The organism is Microbacterium sp. ABR10, from assembly GCF_057812175.1.
This window is the reverse complement of sequence record NZ_CM173821.1, coordinates 897,488-914,717: the sequence shown is the minus strand read 5'-3', so window position 1 is coordinate 914,717 and position 17,230 is coordinate 897,488. Positions and strand designations below refer to the sequence as shown.

Below are 17,230 nucleotides of genomic sequence, written 5' to 3'. Positions count from 1 at the left end.
TCACGTGTACCGCAACGGTGCGATGGGCGGCGGCGCCGTCGGCATCCTCGCGGTCACCGGCTACGCGGCCCCGACGGCGACACTCGCCGTCGTCGGGGTCGGCGCAGCAGTGATCGGCGGACTGCTCGCCTGGCGCTCGCGGCGTCTTCGGTCACAGGATGCCGTCGACGTGGCATCCGGAGAGGACACCCCCCGCTCGTGAACGCGCTCGAGTTCCTCTTCTCGCTCTCCTTCGTCTTCCTGGTGATGTTCCTCACCTACACGGCGCTGATCGTCGTCCCCTTCGTGCGCCGTCGTGGCGCCGTCGAGGGCGATCCCGCGGCGTTCGAGTGGCACGCGTTCATCCCCTGTCGAGACGAGGCGGCGGTGATCGCCGAGACGATCAGGAGGACTCGCGAGCGCTTCCCGACGGTTCATCTGTGGATCATCGACGACGCCAGCACCGACGGCACCGGCGACATCGTCGCGGGCTTCGCCGACACGGATCCGCTGGTGCACGCCGTGATCCGACGGCTCCCCGACGCCCGCACGGGCAAGGGGGCCGCCCTGAACGCCGCGTACGCCCGGTTAGCGGAGTGGCGGGAACTGCGCGGTGACCGCGGCGTCGAGGACGATCACACGATCGTGATCGTCCTCGACGCCGACGGGTCGCTCGCCGAGAACGCCCTCCGTCAGGCGGCCGGCCCCGCGGCGTTCGGCTCACCCGACGTGGGCGCGACCCAGGTGGCTGTGCGCATGAGCAACCGGGACGACCCCGCCCCGGCCCCGGGGAAGAGCGGGTTCGGCCAGGCCTGGGCGCGGTATCTCATCCGCATGCAGGACATCGAGTTCCGCACGACCATCGCGGCGATGCAGGTGCTCCGCATGCGGACGGTGTCGGTGGGGCTCGGCGGCAACGGGCAGTTCACCCGACTCAGCGCCCTGCGCGCCGCCTCCGCCGACCAGGGCGTGCCGTGGGGCGACGCTCTGCTGGAGGACTACGAGGTGGGCCTTCGCATCATGCTCGCCGGTTACCGCACCGTGTACGCCCACGACACGTGGGTGTCGCAGGAGGCGCTGCCCTCGGCACGACGCCTGCTCACCCAGCGCACCCGCTGGTGCCAGGGCGGCCTGCAGTGCGCGCGCTACCTGCCCAAGATCTACGCGTCCCGCACCTTCACCAACGCGGGGGCGTTGGAGGCGGCGTACTTCCTTGCCATCCCCTACATCCAGCTGATCGGGTTCGTGCTCTGGCCCACCGTCACCATCGCCATGATCGTGTCCGGCGCCCTGTCGCCGGGCGGTCTGTTCGGCTGGCTGGCCGGCGCCACCTGGATCATCCCGCTGTGGATCCTCACCGGCATCCTCCCCTTCGCCCTCTGGCCGCTCGTCTACGTCACGCGTGAGGAACGGCATCCCCTCTGGCGTGCGGGGCTCTGGGGCCTGGGGTACTGGCTGTACATGTACCAGAGCTACATCTGCGTCGTGCGGGCCTTCGGCCGCATGATGACCGGACGCCGTGGCTGGACCAAGACCCGCCGCAACGCCGAGGCCGGGCGCCTGCTGCTGGCGGTGGAATCGTGAGCGTCGCCGTCACGCCGCTTCGCGCCCGCGGCGGTCGGGCGAGCGCCCGTGATCGACGCGTCCGGATCGCCCGCCTGGCCACCGCGGGAGCGCTGGCGATCGCCGCGGCTGCCCTCATCGCGACGGAGGCGACGACACGCGCCGCCGAGGCGATCCTCGCGCGGGAGTTCATCGGCCTCGTCGCCCCCGGCCGCGCGGTCGCCGCCGGTCCCATCGTGTGGTTCGGCATCGGCACCCCGGAGGTCACGGGCCTGGTGATCACCACCATGTGCTCGACCACCGTGCTCGCGGTTCCGCTGCTGCTGCTCGCCGTGGCGATCACGGGCATCACCCGCGCTCCGACCGGCCGCGTCGGGATCGGGCTTCTCGTCGGACTCGGCATCGCGGTGTTCTGCAACATGGTCCGTTTCGCCTCCGCCGCCTGGGCGTACGGCGCATACGGCCGTGAGGGGTTCGACCTCGTGCACCGATATGTCGGATCGTTGTTCGTCATCGTCGGGTTCGTCGTGGCGATCGTGCTGCTGCTGCGCATCTCGCTGCGCGAGTCGGGCCCGCGTCGAGCCCCGGCCCGATCGGGCGTACCCCGCTCGCCCGCACCAGCTCCGGCGGCATCCCACTTGCACGCGTCCGGCGCGACCGCTCCCCTCCCGACGGCGTCCCGCGCGACGACATCCCGCGCGGCGGCGCCCCTCCCGACGGCATCCGAGCCGGACGCGTCCCGCACCGACGCGACCCCGCCAGCGGCATCCCGCCCGACGCCGTCCCCGGCGGACGCATCCCGCACAGACGATTCCCGCCCGAACGAGGAGAGCAGCTGATGACCCCTCCCTGGATCGACGTCGTCTACGGCACGCGGCCCGAGGCGATCAAGTGCGCACCGCTCGTCGCCGAACTGCAGCGACGCGACGGCATCCGCACGACCGTCACCGTGACCGGCCAGCACCGCGAGATGGTCGCCGAGATCAACGCGTCGTTCGGCATCCGCCCCGACGCCGACCTCGACGTGTTCCGCCGCGGCGCCGCCCTCGCCGAGACGACATCGACGATCTTCGCCGCCCTCTCGGCTCGCTGGGCGAATGGGGCACCGGATGCCGTGGTGGTGCAGGGCGACACCGCCAGCGCCGCGCTCGCGGCGGTCGCGGCCTACTACGCCGGCGCCCGCGTCATCCATCTCGAGGCGGGCCTTCGCTCGGGCGATCTGCACTCCCCCTTCCCGGAGGAGGGCAACCGCCGCCTGATCGCCCCGCTGGCATCGCTCCATCTGGCACCGACGGGGGCCGCGCAGCGGAACCTGCTGTCCGAGGGCATCCGCCCCGACGACATCGTCGTCACGGGCAACACCGGCATCGATGCCCTGCACCGCCAGAAGACGCACCCGCAGCGCTTCGACGACCCCGCGATGGAGGAGATCGCCGTGGGCGCGGAACGCGTCGTGCTGGTCACGGTGCACCGCCGCGAGTCGTGGGGCGGGCCGCTCGCGCGTATCGCCTCGGGCGTCGCCGAGGTCGTCTCCGCGCGTCCCGACGTCGTGGCGGTGCTCCCCCTGCACCCCAATCCGCAGGTGCGCGCCGAGGTGCGCGCGGCCGTCGGCGGGACGGAGCGGGTCGTGCTGTGCGAGCCCCTCCCCTACGCGCAGTTCGGGCGGATGCTGGCGCGGGCCTACTGCACCGTGACCGATTCGGGCGGGGTACAGGAGGAGGCGCCGGCGCTCGGCGTCCCGGCCCTCGTGGTCCGCGAGACCACCGAGCGCGGCGAGGGCGTCGCCGCGGGTGCGGCGCGTCTCATCGGCACGCGCCGCGAGGCGGTGGTGGCTGAACTCTCCGGCCTGCTCGACGACCCGTCCCTGCACACCCGGATGTCGCGAGCGCAGAACCTCTACGGCGACGGTCGCGCCGCGCCGCGGGCGGTCGACGCGATCGAAAGGCTGCTGGGGGTGTCGTCGCGGGTCGCGCCGCAACTCGCCGGCGTCGGCTCGTAGTCCGGGGCGTCGTTGCAGCGGTGCGCGGCGGTGCGTCGTGCGGGCGCGGGGCGTCGTGCGGCGCGGGGCGTCGTGCGGGCGCGGGGCGTCGTGCGGGGTGCGGGGCGTCGTGCGGTCACCGGGCGTCGTGCGGTCACCGGGCGTCGTGCGGTCACGTCGAAACCGAAAGCAGCGTCTCGACGGGGCACGTAATGTGCAACGGGGCGTCCGAGAACCGCCCCACTGCACATTCTTGACCCCAGTGACGCTCGCGGCATCCTTCCTCCCCCGCACCGATCGAGCCCGATTCGTCCACGGGGACCGTGTGAGGCGCAATGACCGGAGGAGGTTGGCGTCATCGTGGACGGATGCCGACGGAACTCACGCTGCCGCTCATCCGCCGCACCCAGCTCGATGATCTCGGGTGGGGTTCCCGACGCGTGCGCCGCGAACTCGACGCGGGGCACCTCGCCGTCGTCCGGCGTGGCGTGTACGCCCGCGCAGCCGACCTCGTGCGGCTCACCAGCACGGAGCAGAAGATCGTGCTGCGTGCTCGTGCGCTCGCGCTCGTCAGTCGTTCGCAGCCCACATTCTGCGGCATGACCGCTGCTGCGATACAGGGACTCCCCTGCGTGCGGGACGACGGAAGGCTCCACGTGCTCACCGCAGAGGATCGCCCCGGCGCGGCCGCGGACGTCGTGCGGCATCGCGACCTCCACGAGCGGAGCGCGGAAGAAGTGAACGGCCTGCTGTGCACTCCCCTTGCCCGGACGGTCGCCGATGTCGCGAGGAACGATACTCGGGACGCCGCGCTCAGCGTCGCCGACGCAGCGCTCAGGCGATTCGCGTTCGAGCCGCCAGGAGCCTACGACGTGGAGGCCGCGTCGCGGTTTCGCCAGGACGCCCTCGACTGGACGGCGGGGGCGACCCGGAACCGACGCACGGCGGAGCGGATCCTCCACCTCGCAGACGGTCGCGCCCAGCTTCCGGGCGAGAGCGTCAGCCGCATGCGACTGCTCGATCTCGGCTTCGCCTCACCGTCTCTTCAGGTTCCCGTGGCCGCGCCGCACGGCGGGACGTTCTGGATCGACTTCGGGTTGGACGACGTGGGAGCGTGGGGAGAATTCGACGGGAAGGCGAAGTACCAGGATCTCGCCGAGGCGGCGGGCCGATCGGCGTTCGAGGTCGTCGATCGCGAGAAGCAGCGGGAGGACTGGATTCGCGGCACGACGAACAGGCGCTTCGCCCGATGGGGCTGGGACGACCTCCGCGACGCCGCCACCCTCGGCCGGCGCCTCCGCGCGTTCGGGATCGAGCCCCCGCGCTGATCGCGCCCACTCCGCGCCGCCCCCACGCCCGCATCGACGGCGTCCGCTCAACGCCGCGCCCGCTCGACGCCACCGCCGCGCCAGCGCCGCGATCCGCGGCCTCCGCCGACGACCCCACACCCGGGCTCCCCGTGCCGGAGCCGCCAATCACGGCATCCGCCGACGACCCCACACCGGGGCGCCGAATGTGCACCGGGGCGTCCAGAACCCGCCCCGCTGCACATTTCACGCCCCGAAGCGCAATCCCCGCATCCCAACGCCCGGAACGGCGCCGGCCCCAATGCACGCCGGACCGCGCCCGCCCCGGGCCGTGCCGGGCAGTGCCGGGCCGGGTTGGGCCGACGCCGCGCCGGGGCGCGCCACACCCGCGTCCATCGCGCCCACTCGGCGCCGCGATCCGCGGCATTCGCCAACGACCCCCACCGGGGCGCCAAATGTGCACCGGGGCGTCCAGAACTCGCCACGCTGCACATTTCACGCCCCGAAGCGCAATCTCCGCCCCGACGCCCCGCCCGCGTCAACCGCGCCCGCCCGGCGCTACCCCCCGCGCCGCGCCGCGATCCGCGACATGCGCCAACGACCCCCCACCGGGGCACCAAATGCGCACCGGGGCGTCCAGAACCCGCCCCGTCGCACATTTCACGCCCCGAAGCGCAATCTCCGCCCCGACGCCGCGCCGGCGTCAACCGCGCCCGCTCGACGCCCCGCCCGCTCGACGCCGCGCCCGCTCGACACCACCCCGCGCCGGAGCCTCAATCCTCCGCATCCGCCGACGACCCCACACCGGGGCGCCGAATGTGCACTGGGGCGTCCAGAACCCGCCCCGCTGCACATTTCACGCCCCGCGCAGCAAGCCCCGCCTGCGAAGCAAGCCCCGCCCGCGAAGCAAGCCCCCGCCCCGCCCATCCGGCGACAGCGGGGGCGAACACCCGCGCAGCCGGCGTCAGCCGTCGATCACCGCGACCAGCTCATCCAGGAACGCCGGGAACGACGTCGCCCGGCGGACGATCCGCTGCACGCTGTCGCGCTCGCTGAACACCTCGACGAACTGTTCGAACACCGTCTGGAAGGCCTCGCGGTCGGTCTCGCTGAACGCCACGAGCGCCACCACCTGCACGCGTCCCTCGCCCCACGTGATCGAGGGGTCGGCGATGCCGATCGCGATGCGCGTCTTGGTCGCGGTCATCCCCATCGCGTGCGGCACCGCGAGCGCGTCGGTGAACGCCGTGGACGAGATCGACTCGCGCTCCACCGCTCGCGCCACGTAGGCCTCGTCGATGACGCCCTGCTCGACCAGCAGCCCGCCCAGACGCCGGATGACGCCGGCCTCGCCGTCGGTGGCATCCAGGCCCCGCACGAACGCCTCGGGCGCGAAGTAGCGCTCGAGTTCGGCCCGCAGACGCGCCAGGCGTCGCCCGCGGCGGATGCGTCCGGCGGCGGACTGCACGCGCTCGACGTCGGCGTCGGTGAGGAACGGCTGGATCCGCACGAAGCGGTCGCCCGGGCGCGGCGGGTCGATCGTGGTGAGGACGAGGTCGGTGTCGATGGCATCCCAGGCCGGATCGATGCGCGTCTCGACGCCCACGACCTCGATCGCCTGCCCGAGGGAGCGGTCGACGCTCGAGCGCAGCAACTCCTGCATCTCGTAGTACCCGGGGCACACGATGGTCGCCGTCAGCAGCTGGTCGGCCCGACGACTGCGTTCGAGCCGCCCGCCGACGTGCATGGCGATGTAGGCGATCTCGTCGTCGAGGATCGGGATGCCGAGGCCGTCCTGCAGCCCCTTGGCGATGTAGACGGCGACCTCGAAGATCATCGGATACGTCGACTTGAGTGACCGCGTGAGCGGATTGCGCGACCACGCCTGCTCCCGCGCCCGCGCGAGGAGGTTCTGCACGTGCAACGCCAGGCGCAGGATGAAGTCGTCGTGGGCGATGTCGACGAGGAACTCGGATGCCGCGTTCTCGACGACCCGGCGCACGGCGACCTCCACCGTCGGGTCGAGGCGCGCGCGCACGTCGTCGCCGCCCGGGGAGCCGGGGGCGACGATGCGGGTGAGCACGAGGGTGGCGAGGTGGCGCAGGTCACCGGAGCCGAGCTGCACGCCGATGTGTTTGAGGGTGAGGCGGTCGAGCAGCGTCACGACGGCCGCCGCGGCGTCGGAGGAGTCGCCGCCCGGAGAGCCGAGGGCGCGGTCGCGGGTGGTGCGGTCGGCGGCGATGGCGATGTGCATGACCACGTCGCCGATGCCGATCTCGTTGACGTAGTAGCCCAGGGCCCCGAGTTCGGCCACCAGCTCGGCCTTGAACGGCCCGAAGGCGCGTGCGCCGACCGAGCGCTCCCCGAGCGTCCGCCGCAACGCGTCGAGGTCGAACAGGCCGGCATCCATCTCGTCGTGCGCGAGCTTCGACAGCAGACGCCGTTGTGCGACCTCGGTCCCCCGCAGGCGGGCGGTGGATGCCGAACGCTCGAGCGTCAGCTCGGTCCCGCCGAGCAGTCCCCGCACGCGCGACAGGTCGGCCTCGAGGGTGGCGGGGCTGACATGCAGCGAGTCGGCGGTGTCGAAGACGTCGATACCGTCGGCGGCATCGAGCAGACGGCGCACGAGCGTGTGCAGGCGGTCGCGCGGGGTGCCCGCGTCGGACCCGGTGATGGTGCGCAGGGCGGCGGCCGCGTTGCTTCCCGCGCGATACCCCTGCGGACCCGATTCGATCGCCGCGCCCCCGGGGACGCGGGCGTTGACGGCCGTGACGTAGGAGCGGACGCTGCGCGGGGTCACCCCGAGAGCGTCGGCGAGCGACGCCGCCGTCGACCACTCCGCATCGCGCAGCAGAAGTGCCACGAGGCGGTCTTGGCGAGTCTTCGTCGTCACGATCCGTCCTCCGCACCGCCCCGGCGGGCCGCGTCCCCTCCATCCAACCACGCGTGCGCCGCAGCGGGGCGGGCCCCGCCCGCCCGTCACGACCGCGCGTGCGCGCCCGCGGCGCGGGACGAGACCGTCGTCTGCGCGCCCGCGCCGCGGGACGAGACCATCGCCATCGCGCGCGCCCGCGCCGCGGGACGCGACCGTCGTCGCCACCGCACGCGCGCCCGCGGCGCGGAACGAGACCGTCGCGCGCGCGTGCGCAGCACCTCACCGCGCGGTGCGCCGGAACAGAGCGATCGCGACGGCCATTGCGACGACGAGGATCGCGACGCACCACGCCGACGCGATCCAGATCCCGCCCCCGACGGGCTGCTGCGACAGCAGTGCGCGAATGGTGTCGACGATCGAGGTGACGGGCTGGTTCTCGGCGAACCACCGCACGGGCCCGGGCATGGTGTCGGTGGGCACGAACGCCGAGCTGACGAAGGGCAGGAAGATCAGCGGGTAGCTGAAGGCACTGGCACCGTCGATCGTCTTCGCCGCGAGTCCCGCGATGACCGCGATCCACGTCAGGGCCAGGGTGAAGAGCATCAGGATGCCGGCCACCCCGAGCCACGCGGCAACCGATGCCCCCGAGCGGAACCCGAGCAGCAGCGCGACTCCCACGACGAGCGACAGGGATGCCGCGTTCGCGATGAGCGAGGTGAGCACATGGCCCCACAGCACGCTCGAGGACGCGATCGGCATCGAGCGGAACCGGTCGACGATGCCGCCCTTCAGGTCGAGGAACAGTCGGTACGCGGTGTAGGCGATCCCGGATGCCACGGTCACCAGCAGGATGCCGGGCAGCAGGTAATCGACGTAGGCGGTGCCGCCGGTGTCGATCGCGCCGCCGAAGACGAAGACGAAGAGCAGCATCATCGCGATCGGCATGATCGCCGTGGTCACGATGGTGTCGGGGCTGCGCAGGATGTGCCGCAGCGACCGGCCGGTGAGCACCGCCGTGTCGGCGAGGGCGTGGGTGGTCATGATGCCGCAGCTTCGGTGGCGCCGGTCGGACCGACGATGGCGAGGAAGATCTCCTCGAGGCTGGGCTGCTTCTCGACGAACTCGCGCGTGGGGGCGGGGAACAGCGAGCGGAGTTCGGCGAGGGTGCCCTCGGCGATGATGCGCCCCTCGTGCAGGATCGCGATGCGATCGGCGAGGTGCTCGGCCTCTTCGAGGTACTGCGTGGTCAGCAGGACGGTGGTGCCGGCCGCGGCGAGCGCGCGGACGGCATCCCACACCTCGATGCGCGCGTGCGGGTCGAGTCCGGTGGTGGGCTCGTCGAGGAAGACGACCGACGGATTCCCGACGAGGCTCATCGCGATGTCGAGCCGACGCCGCATGCCGCCGGAGTACGTGGATGCCGTGCGGCCACCGGCATCCGTCAACGAGAACCGTGCGAGCATCTCGTCGGCGACGCGGCGCGGGTGGATGACGTGTCGGAGGCGGGCGACGAGCGCGAGGTTCTCGCGTCCGGTGAGCACCTCGTCGACGGCGGCGAACTGCCCCGTCAGGCTGATCGCGGCGCGCACCCGCGCCCCGTCGGTCGCGACATCGATGCCGTCGACCTCGGCCGTTCCCCCATCGGCGGCCAGGAGGGTCGACAGGATGCGGACCGCGGTGGTCTTGCCGGCGCCGTTGGAGCCGAGCAGGGCGACGATCGTGCCGCGCGCGACGTCGAGGTCGACGCCTCTCAGCACGGGCACGTCGCCGTACGATTTCGCGAGTCCCCGCACGCGGATGGCGGGGGTCGTCTCGATGACAGGCATGGATGTTCCTTCCGATTCGACCGGCCGAAGGGCGCACGAGACCATCGCCTCCGACCGACCGGGTGTCGGAGCACGTGCGGGCGTGGCGGGTCAGCCCTGCTGGCGGGCCGCCTCGTCGATGGCACGCGTGAGACGTGCCCGTTCGCGGCCGATCCAGCTGCCGTCGCCGTAGTTGGCCATGAACTCGTCGGCGAAGACGACGGGGTCTTCCCCGACGAGGTCGCGGACGGGCGTCCGATCCGCTGCCCCCTGCTCGAGCAGGTCGGCGAGGTCGCTCACCATGCGGATGAGGCCCTCGGTGTTCTCGGTGGGCCCGAGGTTGAGCAGGTAGCGCTCGAGCGCCGCGGCCGTCCGCCGGTACGGCTCGGGCAGGGCGTGCACACGCTGCCGGTACTCGCGCCACTGCTTCTTGGCGCTCAGGTCGCCGATGATCTTCTCGTACCAGGCCATGTCACTTCTCCTTCTCGCGGAGCGCTTCGAGCCTGTCGGCGAGCGTGCTCCAGGTTGACCAGAAATCGGCGAGCTGTGCCCGCCCGTCGTCATTGAGCGTGAAGACCTTGCGGGGCGGGCCCTTCTCGGACGGCACCTTCTCGACGTCGACGAGACCGCGCTGCTCGATGCGCACGAGGATGGCGTAGATCGTCCCCTCGGCGAGATCGGCGAACCCGCGCTCACGCAGATCTGCCGTGATCTCGTACCCGTAGGCGGGTCGCGCCGCGAGGACGGCGAGGACGACGCCCTCCAGGACGCCCTTGAGCATCTCGGTGTCCTGCTTACCCATCTGCTACCCCCTGTCACTGACTACCGCTACAGAGTAACGCTGACTACCGCTACTTAGCAACACCGAATAGGAGCACCTCCCGCACCTCGCGCGGAAAGGCGCGGCATCCATGTTCCGGGGGGTGGGAAACGAACCTGGTTGTCGGCTGGGAACGAGGTGCGGACAATCGTGAGGGAGAAAGGCCGGTCGATGAGGATCCTCGTGGTGTGTGGAGCGGGTGCGTCAAGCACGTTCGTCGCGCAGCGCGTGCGCCGTGCTGCACTCGAACGCGGACTCGACCACTCCGCGTCGGCGGGAACGTCGCGTTCTCTGCCGATCGACCTCGACACCGCCGACATCGTGCTCGTGGGGCCCCACCTCGCCGCCGACATCGACCGCATCCGAGACGCCGCCGCGGCTCGGAGCGTCACCGTCGTCCTGCTCCCCGACGACGTCTTCGCCGACGTCACCGGCACCCGAACCCTCGCCCTGGTCGAAGAGGCGCTGCGCGTCCGCCAGCCCGCGGACACGATCTGAGATCGACGGAAAGGACCCCATGCCGCACCTGACCCGCACCGTCCGCATCGGATCGTCGCACGGCCTGCACGCCCGTCCGGCGAAGCTCTTCGCGCAGGCGGCCAAGCAGTCCGGCATCCCCGTGACCATCGCGAAGGACGCGGGTAAGCCGATCAACGCGGCCAGCATCCTCGGCATCATCGCCCTGGGCCTAGAGTACGGCGACTACGTCACCCTCACCGCCGACGGCGCGAACGCCGAAGCCACGATCGACCGCCTCAGCGAACTGCTGACCACCGACCACGACGCCGAGTAAAGGAAGCACAGGAACATGACGGAACTCCGTGGAGTCGGAATCGGACTGGGCGTCGCCCAGGGACCTATCGCGCGCATGGCGGAGCCCCTGCCCGCGCCGAAGGACGCCAAGAGCGACCTCCCGGTCGAGGCCGAGACGGCGCGCGTGCGCGAGGCCGTCGCCGCCGTCGCCCGTGAGCTCGAGGCCCGCGGGGCCCAGGCCGGCGGTGCCGCGCGCGACGTGCTCGAAGCGCAGGCGATGATCGCCGAGGACCCGACCCTCGAAGCCGAGGTCGACAGCCGCCTCGCGAGTGGCAAGACCGGCGAGTTCGCCGTGCACGACGCCTTCGCCTCCTTCCGCGAGCAGTTGGTCGCCCTGGGCGGTTACCTCGGCGAGCGCGCCGCCGACCTCGACGATGTCGCCCAGCGTGTGATCGCACGCCTCCGCGGCGTCGCCGCCCCCGGCATCCCCGATCCCGGCCACCCGTTCGTGCTGGTCGCGAAAGACCTCGCCCCCGCCGACACCGCGCTGCTCGACCTCGACAAGGTGCTGGCCCTGGTCACCACCGAGGGCGGACCCACCTCGCACACCGCGATCCTCGCCCGCGAGAAGTCGATCGTCGCCGTCGTGGGCGCGAGCGGCGCCAAAGACCTCGTCGACGGGCAGTCCGTCATCGTGGACGCCGCCGCGGGCGTGGTCACCGTCGACCCGACCGACGACGAGAAGGCGCGCGCGCTCACCCGTGCCGCCTCGCGGGCCGCCGCGGCATCCGCCCCGATCACCGACGGCGCCCTCGCCGACGGCACGAAGGTCCCGCTGCTGGCGAACCTCGGTAAGCCGGGTGGCGCGTCGGAGGCCGTCGAGCTGGGCGCCGAGGGCGTGGGCCTCTTCCGCACCGAGTTCCTGTTCCTGAGCTCGAGCTCCGCCCCCACGGTCGAGGAGCAGCGCGCGGCGTACACCGAGCTGCTCGCCGCCTTCCCCGGCAAGAAGGTCGTCGTGCGCGTGCTCGACGCCGGCGCCGACAAGCCCCTCCCCTTCCTCAACGACGCGCACGAAGAGAACCCCGCGTTAGGCCTTCGCGGCCTCCGCGCCCTGCGTGCGAGCGAGGACATCCTGCGCGAGCAGCTGACGGCTCTCGCCGAGGCGGATGCCGCGACGCGGGCGTCCGAGGCCGGCCCCGCCGACCTGTGGGTCATGGCGCCCATGGTGTCGACGGTCGAGGAGACCCGCTACTTCACGGATCTGGCGAAGGACTACGGCCTGAAGACCACCGGCGTGATGGTCGAGGTGCCGTCCTCGGCGCTGCTGGCCGACCGCATCCTGCAGATCGCGGACTTCGCCTCGATCGGCACCAACGACCTGACGCAGTACACCCTCGCCGCCGACCGTCTGCTCGGTTCGGTCGCGTCGTTCCAGGACCCGTGGCATCCGGCCGTCCTCCGCCTCATCCGCGAGGTCGGGGCTGCGGGCCGCGCGAACGACAAGCCCGTCGGCATCTGCGGTGAGGCCGCGGCCGATCCGCTGCTCGCCGTCGTCCTCGTCGGACTCGGCGCCACCACGCTGTCGATGGCCCCCACGGCCCTCGCCGACGTGCGCGCGAGCCTGCTCACCCACACTCTCGACGATGCCCGCCGCATCGCCGAGGCAGCCCTGACCGCCGATGACGCGGCCTCAGCCCGTGAGGCGGCCCAGGCCGCCTCCTCGACCCCCGTCGCGGTGTAAGCCGCTCACCCCAACCGCGGCTCTGCCGCATCGCTAGTCAAGGAGACACAGCAATGACGACGACGTCAGCCACCAAGAAGCCGGGAGGAGCACGGATCGCCGTACAGCGATTCGGTACGTTCCTCTCCGGCATGATCATGCCGAACATCGCGGCATTCATCGCATGGGGTTTCATCACCATGCTCTTCATCCCCGCCGGATTCTTCGGCGCGAACAGCCCCTTCGGCTGGCACTGGTCGCCGGTCGCCGAGATCCTCGGCGGCGGCGGTGACGCCGCAGTCATCAACTGGCCCGGCGCCATGACCGCGCTCACCGCGACCGAAGACGGCACCACCTACCAGGGCTACGTGGGCCTCGTCAGCGTCATGATCACGTACCTGCTGCCGCTGCTCATCGCCAACACCGGTGGACGCATCGTCTACGGTGCGCGCGGTGGCGTCGTGGCGACGATCGCCGTGATGGGTGTCATCGTCGGCACCAACATCCCGATGTTCCTCGGCGCGATGATCATGGGCCCGCTCGCGGCCTGGATCACCAAGCAGATGGACCGGCTGTGGGACGGCAAGATCCGCCCCGGCTTCGAGATGCTCGTGAACAACTTCTCCGCCGGCATCCTCGGCATGGTCCTCGCGATCGTCGGCTTCTTCGCCTTCGGTCCGGTGTTCCTCGGCATCAGCGCCGTCCTCGGCAGCATCGTGGCGTTCCTCGTGCAGTTCAACCTGCTGCCGGTACTGTCGATCATCGTCGAGCCGGCCAAGGTGCTGTTCCTCAACAACGCCATCAACCACGGCGTATTCACCCCGCTCGGCATCGAGCAGGCCGCGGAGAGCGGCAAGTCGATCCTGTTCCTCATCGAGGCCAACCCCGGCCCCGGCCTGGGTCTCCTCCTCGCCTTCACCTTCTTCGGTGTGGGTGCGGCGAAGGCCTCGGCTCCCGGCGCGATCATCATCCAGTTCCTCGGTGGCATCCACGAGATCTACTTCCCGTACGCCCTCGCCAAGCCCATGACGATCCTCGCCCTGATCGCCGGTGGCGCCTCGGGTGTCGCCACGAACATGATCTTCCAGGGTGGCCTGGCCTTCCCGGCTGCACCCGGCAGCATCATCGCCGTCACCGTCGCCGCCATCGGCGCCGGACCCGCGAACCTCCTGGTGGTCTACCTGTCGGTGGTCGTCGCAGCCGTCGTCACCTTCCTCGTGGCGGGCGTCATCCTGCGCGCCTCGCGCAAGCGCGACCAGGAGGCCGAGGGCGACAGCTTCGCGGCAGCCATCGACCAGACCGCCGCCAACAAGGGCAAGGAGTCGTCGACCCTCGGCGCCCTCCGCACGCGGGCTGCCGGTACGACCGGCGCCGGCACCACCGAGGCGGCCGACCGCGACGTCGACGGTGCTCTCGGCGGACTCGGCGGCGGTGTCGCCACGAAGCAGTTGAACAACATCGTGTTCGCCTGCGACGCCGGTATGGGCTCGTCGGCGATGGGCGCGAGCGTCCTGCGCAACAAGATCAAGAAGGCGGGCCTCGACGGGGTCACGGTCACCAACCAGGCGATCGCGAACCTCGACGGCTCGGCCGACCTGGTCATCACGCAGAACCAGCTCACCGACCGCGCGAAGGCGCAGTCGCCCGACTCGGTGCACGTGTCGGTCGACAACTTCATGAACTCGCCGAAGTACGACGAGGTCGTGGAGATGGTGCGCGCGCAGCACGACGCGAAGTAACACCTACCACGGAGGGGCCGGCGCGCAAGCCCGGCCCCTCCGCCTTCCCGTCCGGCCCGTCATTTGCAAGGCTGGACAGCACGACGAGAAAGGCGAGAACCATGTCAGACGTCCTCCGCATCGAATCCGTCCGCATCCACCCCGGGAGCGCCAGCCGCGAGGAGGCGATGAAAGAGGCCGCCGACCTGCTGCAGGCCGCGGGCTCCGTCACCGCCGAGTACTTCTCCGCCATGCAGCAGCGCGAAGAGACCGTGTCGACGTACATGGGCAACGAGCTCGCGATCCCCCACGGCACCAATGAGACCAAGCAGGCCATCCTCACCTCGGGTCTGTCGGTCGTCCGCTACGACGGCGGCGTCGACTGGGGCGGCGAGCCGGTGACCTTCGTCGTCGGCATCGCCGGCAAGGGCGACGAGCACCTCGAGATCCTGTCGCAGATCGCCATCCTCTTCTCCGAGGAGGACGATGTCGCGCGCCTCAAGGCCGCCTCCTCCCCCGACGAGCTCTACGAAGCCCTCTCCGGGTCCGTCAACGCATGAAGGCCGTCCACTTCGGCGCCGGCAACATCGGTCGCGGCTTCGTCGGCCTCCTGCTGCACGAGGGCGGGTACGACCTCGTCTTCTCCGACGTTTCGGCGGCCCTCGTCCAGGCCATCAACGACGCGTCGTCGTACACCGTGCACGAGGTGGGGGACGGCGGCGTCGACAAGCAGGTGACGGGCTTCCGCGCGATCGACAGCTCCGTGGATGCCGAGGCACTCGTCGACGAGATCGCCACGGCCGACGTGGTCACCACCGCGGTCGGCCCGACGATCCTGAAGTTCGTCGCCCCGCACATCGTCGCGGGCCTGGCGCTTCGGGACCCCTCGCTCGCGCCGCTGCAGATCATGGCGTGCGAGAACGCGATCGGCGCCACCGACCAGCTGCGCGAGCACGTGGTCGCGTTGGCGGGCGAGTCGTGGGACGCCCTGGCATCCCGCGCCGTGTTCGCCAACACTGCGGTGGACCGCATCGTGCCGGCGCAGGCGCAGGGCGGCGTCGACGTCACCGTCGAGCCGTTCTACGAGTGGGCCATCGAGCGTCCCCCGTTCGGCGACAGCCCGCCGCACATCCCCGGTGCGCACTTCGTCGACGACCTCGAGCCCTACATCGAGCGCAAGCTCTTCACCGTCAACACCGGGCACGCCACCACGGCGTACTTCGGCGCGCAGGCGGGCATCGATCGCATCTCCGACGCCCTCGCCGACCCCGCCATCGCGGCGAAGGTCGAGGCGGCGCTCGAGGAGACCAGCGCTCTGCTGGTCGAGAAGCACGAGTTGGATGCGGGCGTGCAGGGCGAGTACCGCGCGACGATCCTGCGGCGCTTCCGCAACGCCGCCCTTCCCGACACGGTGTGGCGCGTGGGCCGTCAGCCCCTGCGCAAGCTCTCGCGCCACGAGCGGTTCGTCGGTCCCGCGGCCGAGGCCGTCGAGCGGGGTCTGCCCGTCGACGCGCTCGTCGCCGCGATGGCCGCCGCCCTCGAGTTCTCGGATGCCGAGGACGCCCAGGCCGTCGAGCTGCAGCGCCTGCTGCGCGAGCTCGACGCCGAGGCGTTCACGGCCGAGGTGACCGGTCTCGACGCGACGCACCCGTTGTCGGCCCGGATCGTCGAGGTCGTCGCGGCCCGCCAGGCCGTGCTGGCCGACTGAACCGTCCCGCTGGGACACCGCCGCCCGATGCGTCGCCGAGTGCGCCGCATCGGGCGGCTGTCGTTCGGCCCGGCCCCACCGCCGTCGGGTGGGTGCGGAGCCCCGCCCGCAAGCCCGTCACCGCGGCGGTCCCGGGGTTTACGCTCGGGACGTGACCGACCGTGAGCTCCCGTCCGCGACCCGCCCCCGTCGTCGTCGGTGGGTGCGGTGGGTCCTCGGCGGTATCGGGGCTCTCGTGGTACTCCTGGTCGGCGGCATCCTGATCTACACCCAAGTGGGCGTCATGGGCGCCGAGCCCGGCCCCCTCGCCCAGGCGGAACAAGACCCGGGGCTGACGATCAGCGACGACGGCGCCGGCATCGTCCTCTCCCCCACCACCGGGGCGACCGGCCAGGGTCTGGTGTTCATCCCGGGCGCGAAGGTCGAGGCCGAGGGCTACATCGCGACCCTCGCCGACACCGTCGTCGACGACGGCATCACGGTCGTCATCACCCGCCCGTGGCTGAACCTCGCGTTCTTCGATCCGCGGCCGCTGTCGACGTTCACCGACCTCGCCCCCGACGTCACCACGTGGGCGGTCGGCGGCCACTCCCTCGGCGGAGTCCGCGCGTGCCAGTTGGCCTCCGACGCCGACGCACTCGTGCTCTTCGCCTCGTATTGCGCGAACGACCTGTCGGCATCCGAGCTGCCGGTCCTGAGCCTCTCCGGCTCCGAGGACGGCCTCAGCACCCCGCAGAAGATCGCGGATGCCAAGGCACAGCTGCCGGCGTCGGCCACGTTCGTCGAGATCCCCGGCGCCTCGCACGCCTCCTTCGGCGCGTACGGCCCGCAGCCCGGCGACGGCACGCCGACTGCCGAGCCTGCAGAGGTGGACCGCGTCATCGCGGAAGAGCTGGGCGGGTTTCTGCCACGCAGCTGAACGGGGCCGGCGCCGAGAGCGTGCTCTCTCTCCGGGCGCGACATCGCCGCCGCGATGACACGGAGACGTCAGGGTGAGTTCTCCG

General features: G+C 71.5%; 17 protein-coding genes. 12 read left to right on the top strand and 5 right to left on the bottom strand.

Annotated elements, in window-relative coordinates:
- The first annotated feature begins 4 nt into the window (after positions 1–4).
- From ACXKZF_RS04150 to ACXKZF_RS04130, 5 genes are all read left to right on the top strand, one after another.
- On the top strand, positions 5–202 hold the full coding sequence (locus ACXKZF_RS04150) for a hypothetical protein (RefSeq protein ID WP_488985471.1): 198 nt from the start codon (positions 5–7) through the stop codon (positions 200–202).
- Positions 199–1,563 carry an XrtP-associated glycosyltransferase gene (locus ACXKZF_RS04145; protein ID WP_488985470.1) on the top strand — a complete coding sequence of 455 codons (1,365 nt, stop codon included), beginning with the start codon at positions 199–201 and terminating at the stop codon, positions 1,561–1,563. The genes ACXKZF_RS04150 and ACXKZF_RS04145 overlap by 4 nt, the downstream gene beginning before the upstream one ends.
- Positions 1,560–2,381 (top strand): exosortase S, encoded by an 822-nt coding sequence (gene xrtS / locus ACXKZF_RS04140; RefSeq protein ID WP_488985469.1) that lies wholly within the window; start codon positions 1,560–1,562, stop codon positions 2,379–2,381. The genes ACXKZF_RS04145 and xrtS overlap by 4 nt, the downstream gene beginning before the upstream one ends.
- The gene (gene wecB / locus ACXKZF_RS04135; RefSeq protein WP_488985468.1) at positions 2,381–3,541 is read left to right on the top strand and encodes a non-hydrolyzing UDP-N-acetylglucosamine 2-epimerase; all 1,161 of its coding nucleotides are present in this window, start codon (positions 2,381–2,383) and stop codon (positions 3,539–3,541) included. Before xrtS ends, wecB begins: the two co-directional genes overlap by 1 nt.
- Before the next feature lie 347 nt (positions 3,542–3,888).
- Positions 3,889–4,848 carry a hypothetical protein gene (locus tag ACXKZF_RS04130; RefSeq protein ID WP_488985467.1) on the top strand — a complete coding sequence of 320 codons (960 nt, stop codon included), beginning with the start codon at positions 3,889–3,891 and terminating at the stop codon, positions 4,846–4,848.
- Positions 4,849–5,791: 943 nt separating this feature from the next.
- On the opposite strand, the gene ACXKZF_RS04125 is transcribed toward ACXKZF_RS04130, so the two are convergent.
- The 5 genes from ACXKZF_RS04125 to ACXKZF_RS04105 all read right to left on the bottom strand — a co-directional run bounded on the left by ACXKZF_RS04125 (position 5,792) and on the right by ACXKZF_RS04105 (position 10,309).
- Positions 5,792–7,720 carry a BglG family transcription antiterminator gene (locus ACXKZF_RS04125; protein WP_488985466.1) on the bottom strand — a complete coding sequence of 643 codons (1,929 nt, stop codon included), beginning with the start codon at positions 7,718–7,720 and terminating at the stop codon, positions 5,792–5,794.
- Positions 7,721–7,981: 261 nt separating this feature from the next.
- Entirely contained in the window at positions 7,982–8,743 is a 762-nt protein-coding gene (locus ACXKZF_RS04120) for an ABC transporter permease (RefSeq protein ID WP_488985465.1), read from the bottom strand.
- On the bottom strand, positions 8,740–9,528 hold the full coding sequence (locus tag ACXKZF_RS04115) for an ABC transporter ATP-binding protein (RefSeq protein WP_488985464.1): 789 nt from the start codon (positions 9,526–9,528) through the stop codon (positions 8,740–8,742). Before ACXKZF_RS04115 ends, ACXKZF_RS04120 begins: the two co-directional genes overlap by 4 nt.
- A 90-nt stretch (positions 9,529–9,618) precedes the next feature.
- The gene (locus ACXKZF_RS04110; protein WP_488985463.1) at positions 9,619–9,978 is read right to left on the bottom strand and encodes a DUF1048 domain-containing protein; all 360 of its coding nucleotides are present in this window, start codon (positions 9,976–9,978) and stop codon (positions 9,619–9,621) included.
- Between the two features lies 1 nt (position 9,979).
- Positions 9,980–10,309, bottom strand: a complete 330-nt coding sequence (locus ACXKZF_RS04105; RefSeq protein WP_488985462.1) for a PadR family transcriptional regulator — start codon at positions 10,307–10,309, stop codon at positions 9,980–9,982.
- A gap of 189 nt (positions 10,310–10,498) precedes the next feature.
- On the opposite strand from ACXKZF_RS04105, the gene ACXKZF_RS04100 reads away from it, so the two are divergent.
- The 7 genes from ACXKZF_RS04100 to ACXKZF_RS04070 all read left to right on the top strand — a co-directional run bounded on the left by ACXKZF_RS04100 (position 10,499) and on the right by ACXKZF_RS04070 (position 17,145).
- A complete protein-coding gene (locus ACXKZF_RS04100) occupies positions 10,499–10,825 on the top strand; it encodes a PTS sugar transporter subunit IIB (protein WP_055958541.1) in 327 nt (108 codons plus the stop codon).
- 19 nt (positions 10,826–10,844) lie between these two features.
- A complete protein-coding gene (locus ACXKZF_RS04095) occupies positions 10,845–11,120 on the top strand; it encodes an HPr family phosphocarrier protein (protein WP_055958544.1) in 276 nt (91 codons plus the stop codon).
- A gap of 15 nt (positions 11,121–11,135) precedes the next feature.
- Positions 11,136–12,821, top strand: coding sequence for a phosphoenolpyruvate--protein phosphotransferase (gene ptsP / locus ACXKZF_RS04090; protein ID WP_488985461.1), 1,686 nt, complete (start codon positions 11,136–11,138; stop codon positions 12,819–12,821).
- 53 nt (positions 12,822–12,874) lie between these two features.
- Positions 12,875–14,539, top strand: a complete 1,665-nt coding sequence (locus ACXKZF_RS04085; RefSeq protein WP_243222900.1) for a PTS mannitol transporter subunit IIBC — start codon at positions 12,875–12,877, stop codon at positions 14,537–14,539.
- A gap of 101 nt (positions 14,540–14,640) precedes the next feature.
- Positions 14,641–15,078: a PTS mannitol transporter subunit IIA gene (locus ACXKZF_RS04080; protein ID WP_055958551.1), complete on the top strand. Its 438-nt coding sequence runs from the start codon at positions 14,641–14,643 to the stop codon at positions 15,076–15,078.
- Positions 15,075–16,226: a mannitol-1-phosphate 5-dehydrogenase gene (locus ACXKZF_RS04075; protein WP_243222899.1), complete on the top strand. Its 1,152-nt coding sequence runs from the start codon at positions 15,075–15,077 to the stop codon at positions 16,224–16,226. Before ACXKZF_RS04080 ends, ACXKZF_RS04075 begins: the two co-directional genes overlap by 4 nt.
- Positions 16,227–16,377: 151 nt before the next feature.
- Entirely contained in the window at positions 16,378–17,145 is a 768-nt protein-coding gene (locus tag ACXKZF_RS04070; protein WP_488985460.1) for an alpha/beta hydrolase, read from the top strand.
- The last annotated feature ends 85 nt before the right edge of the window (positions 17,146–17,230 follow it).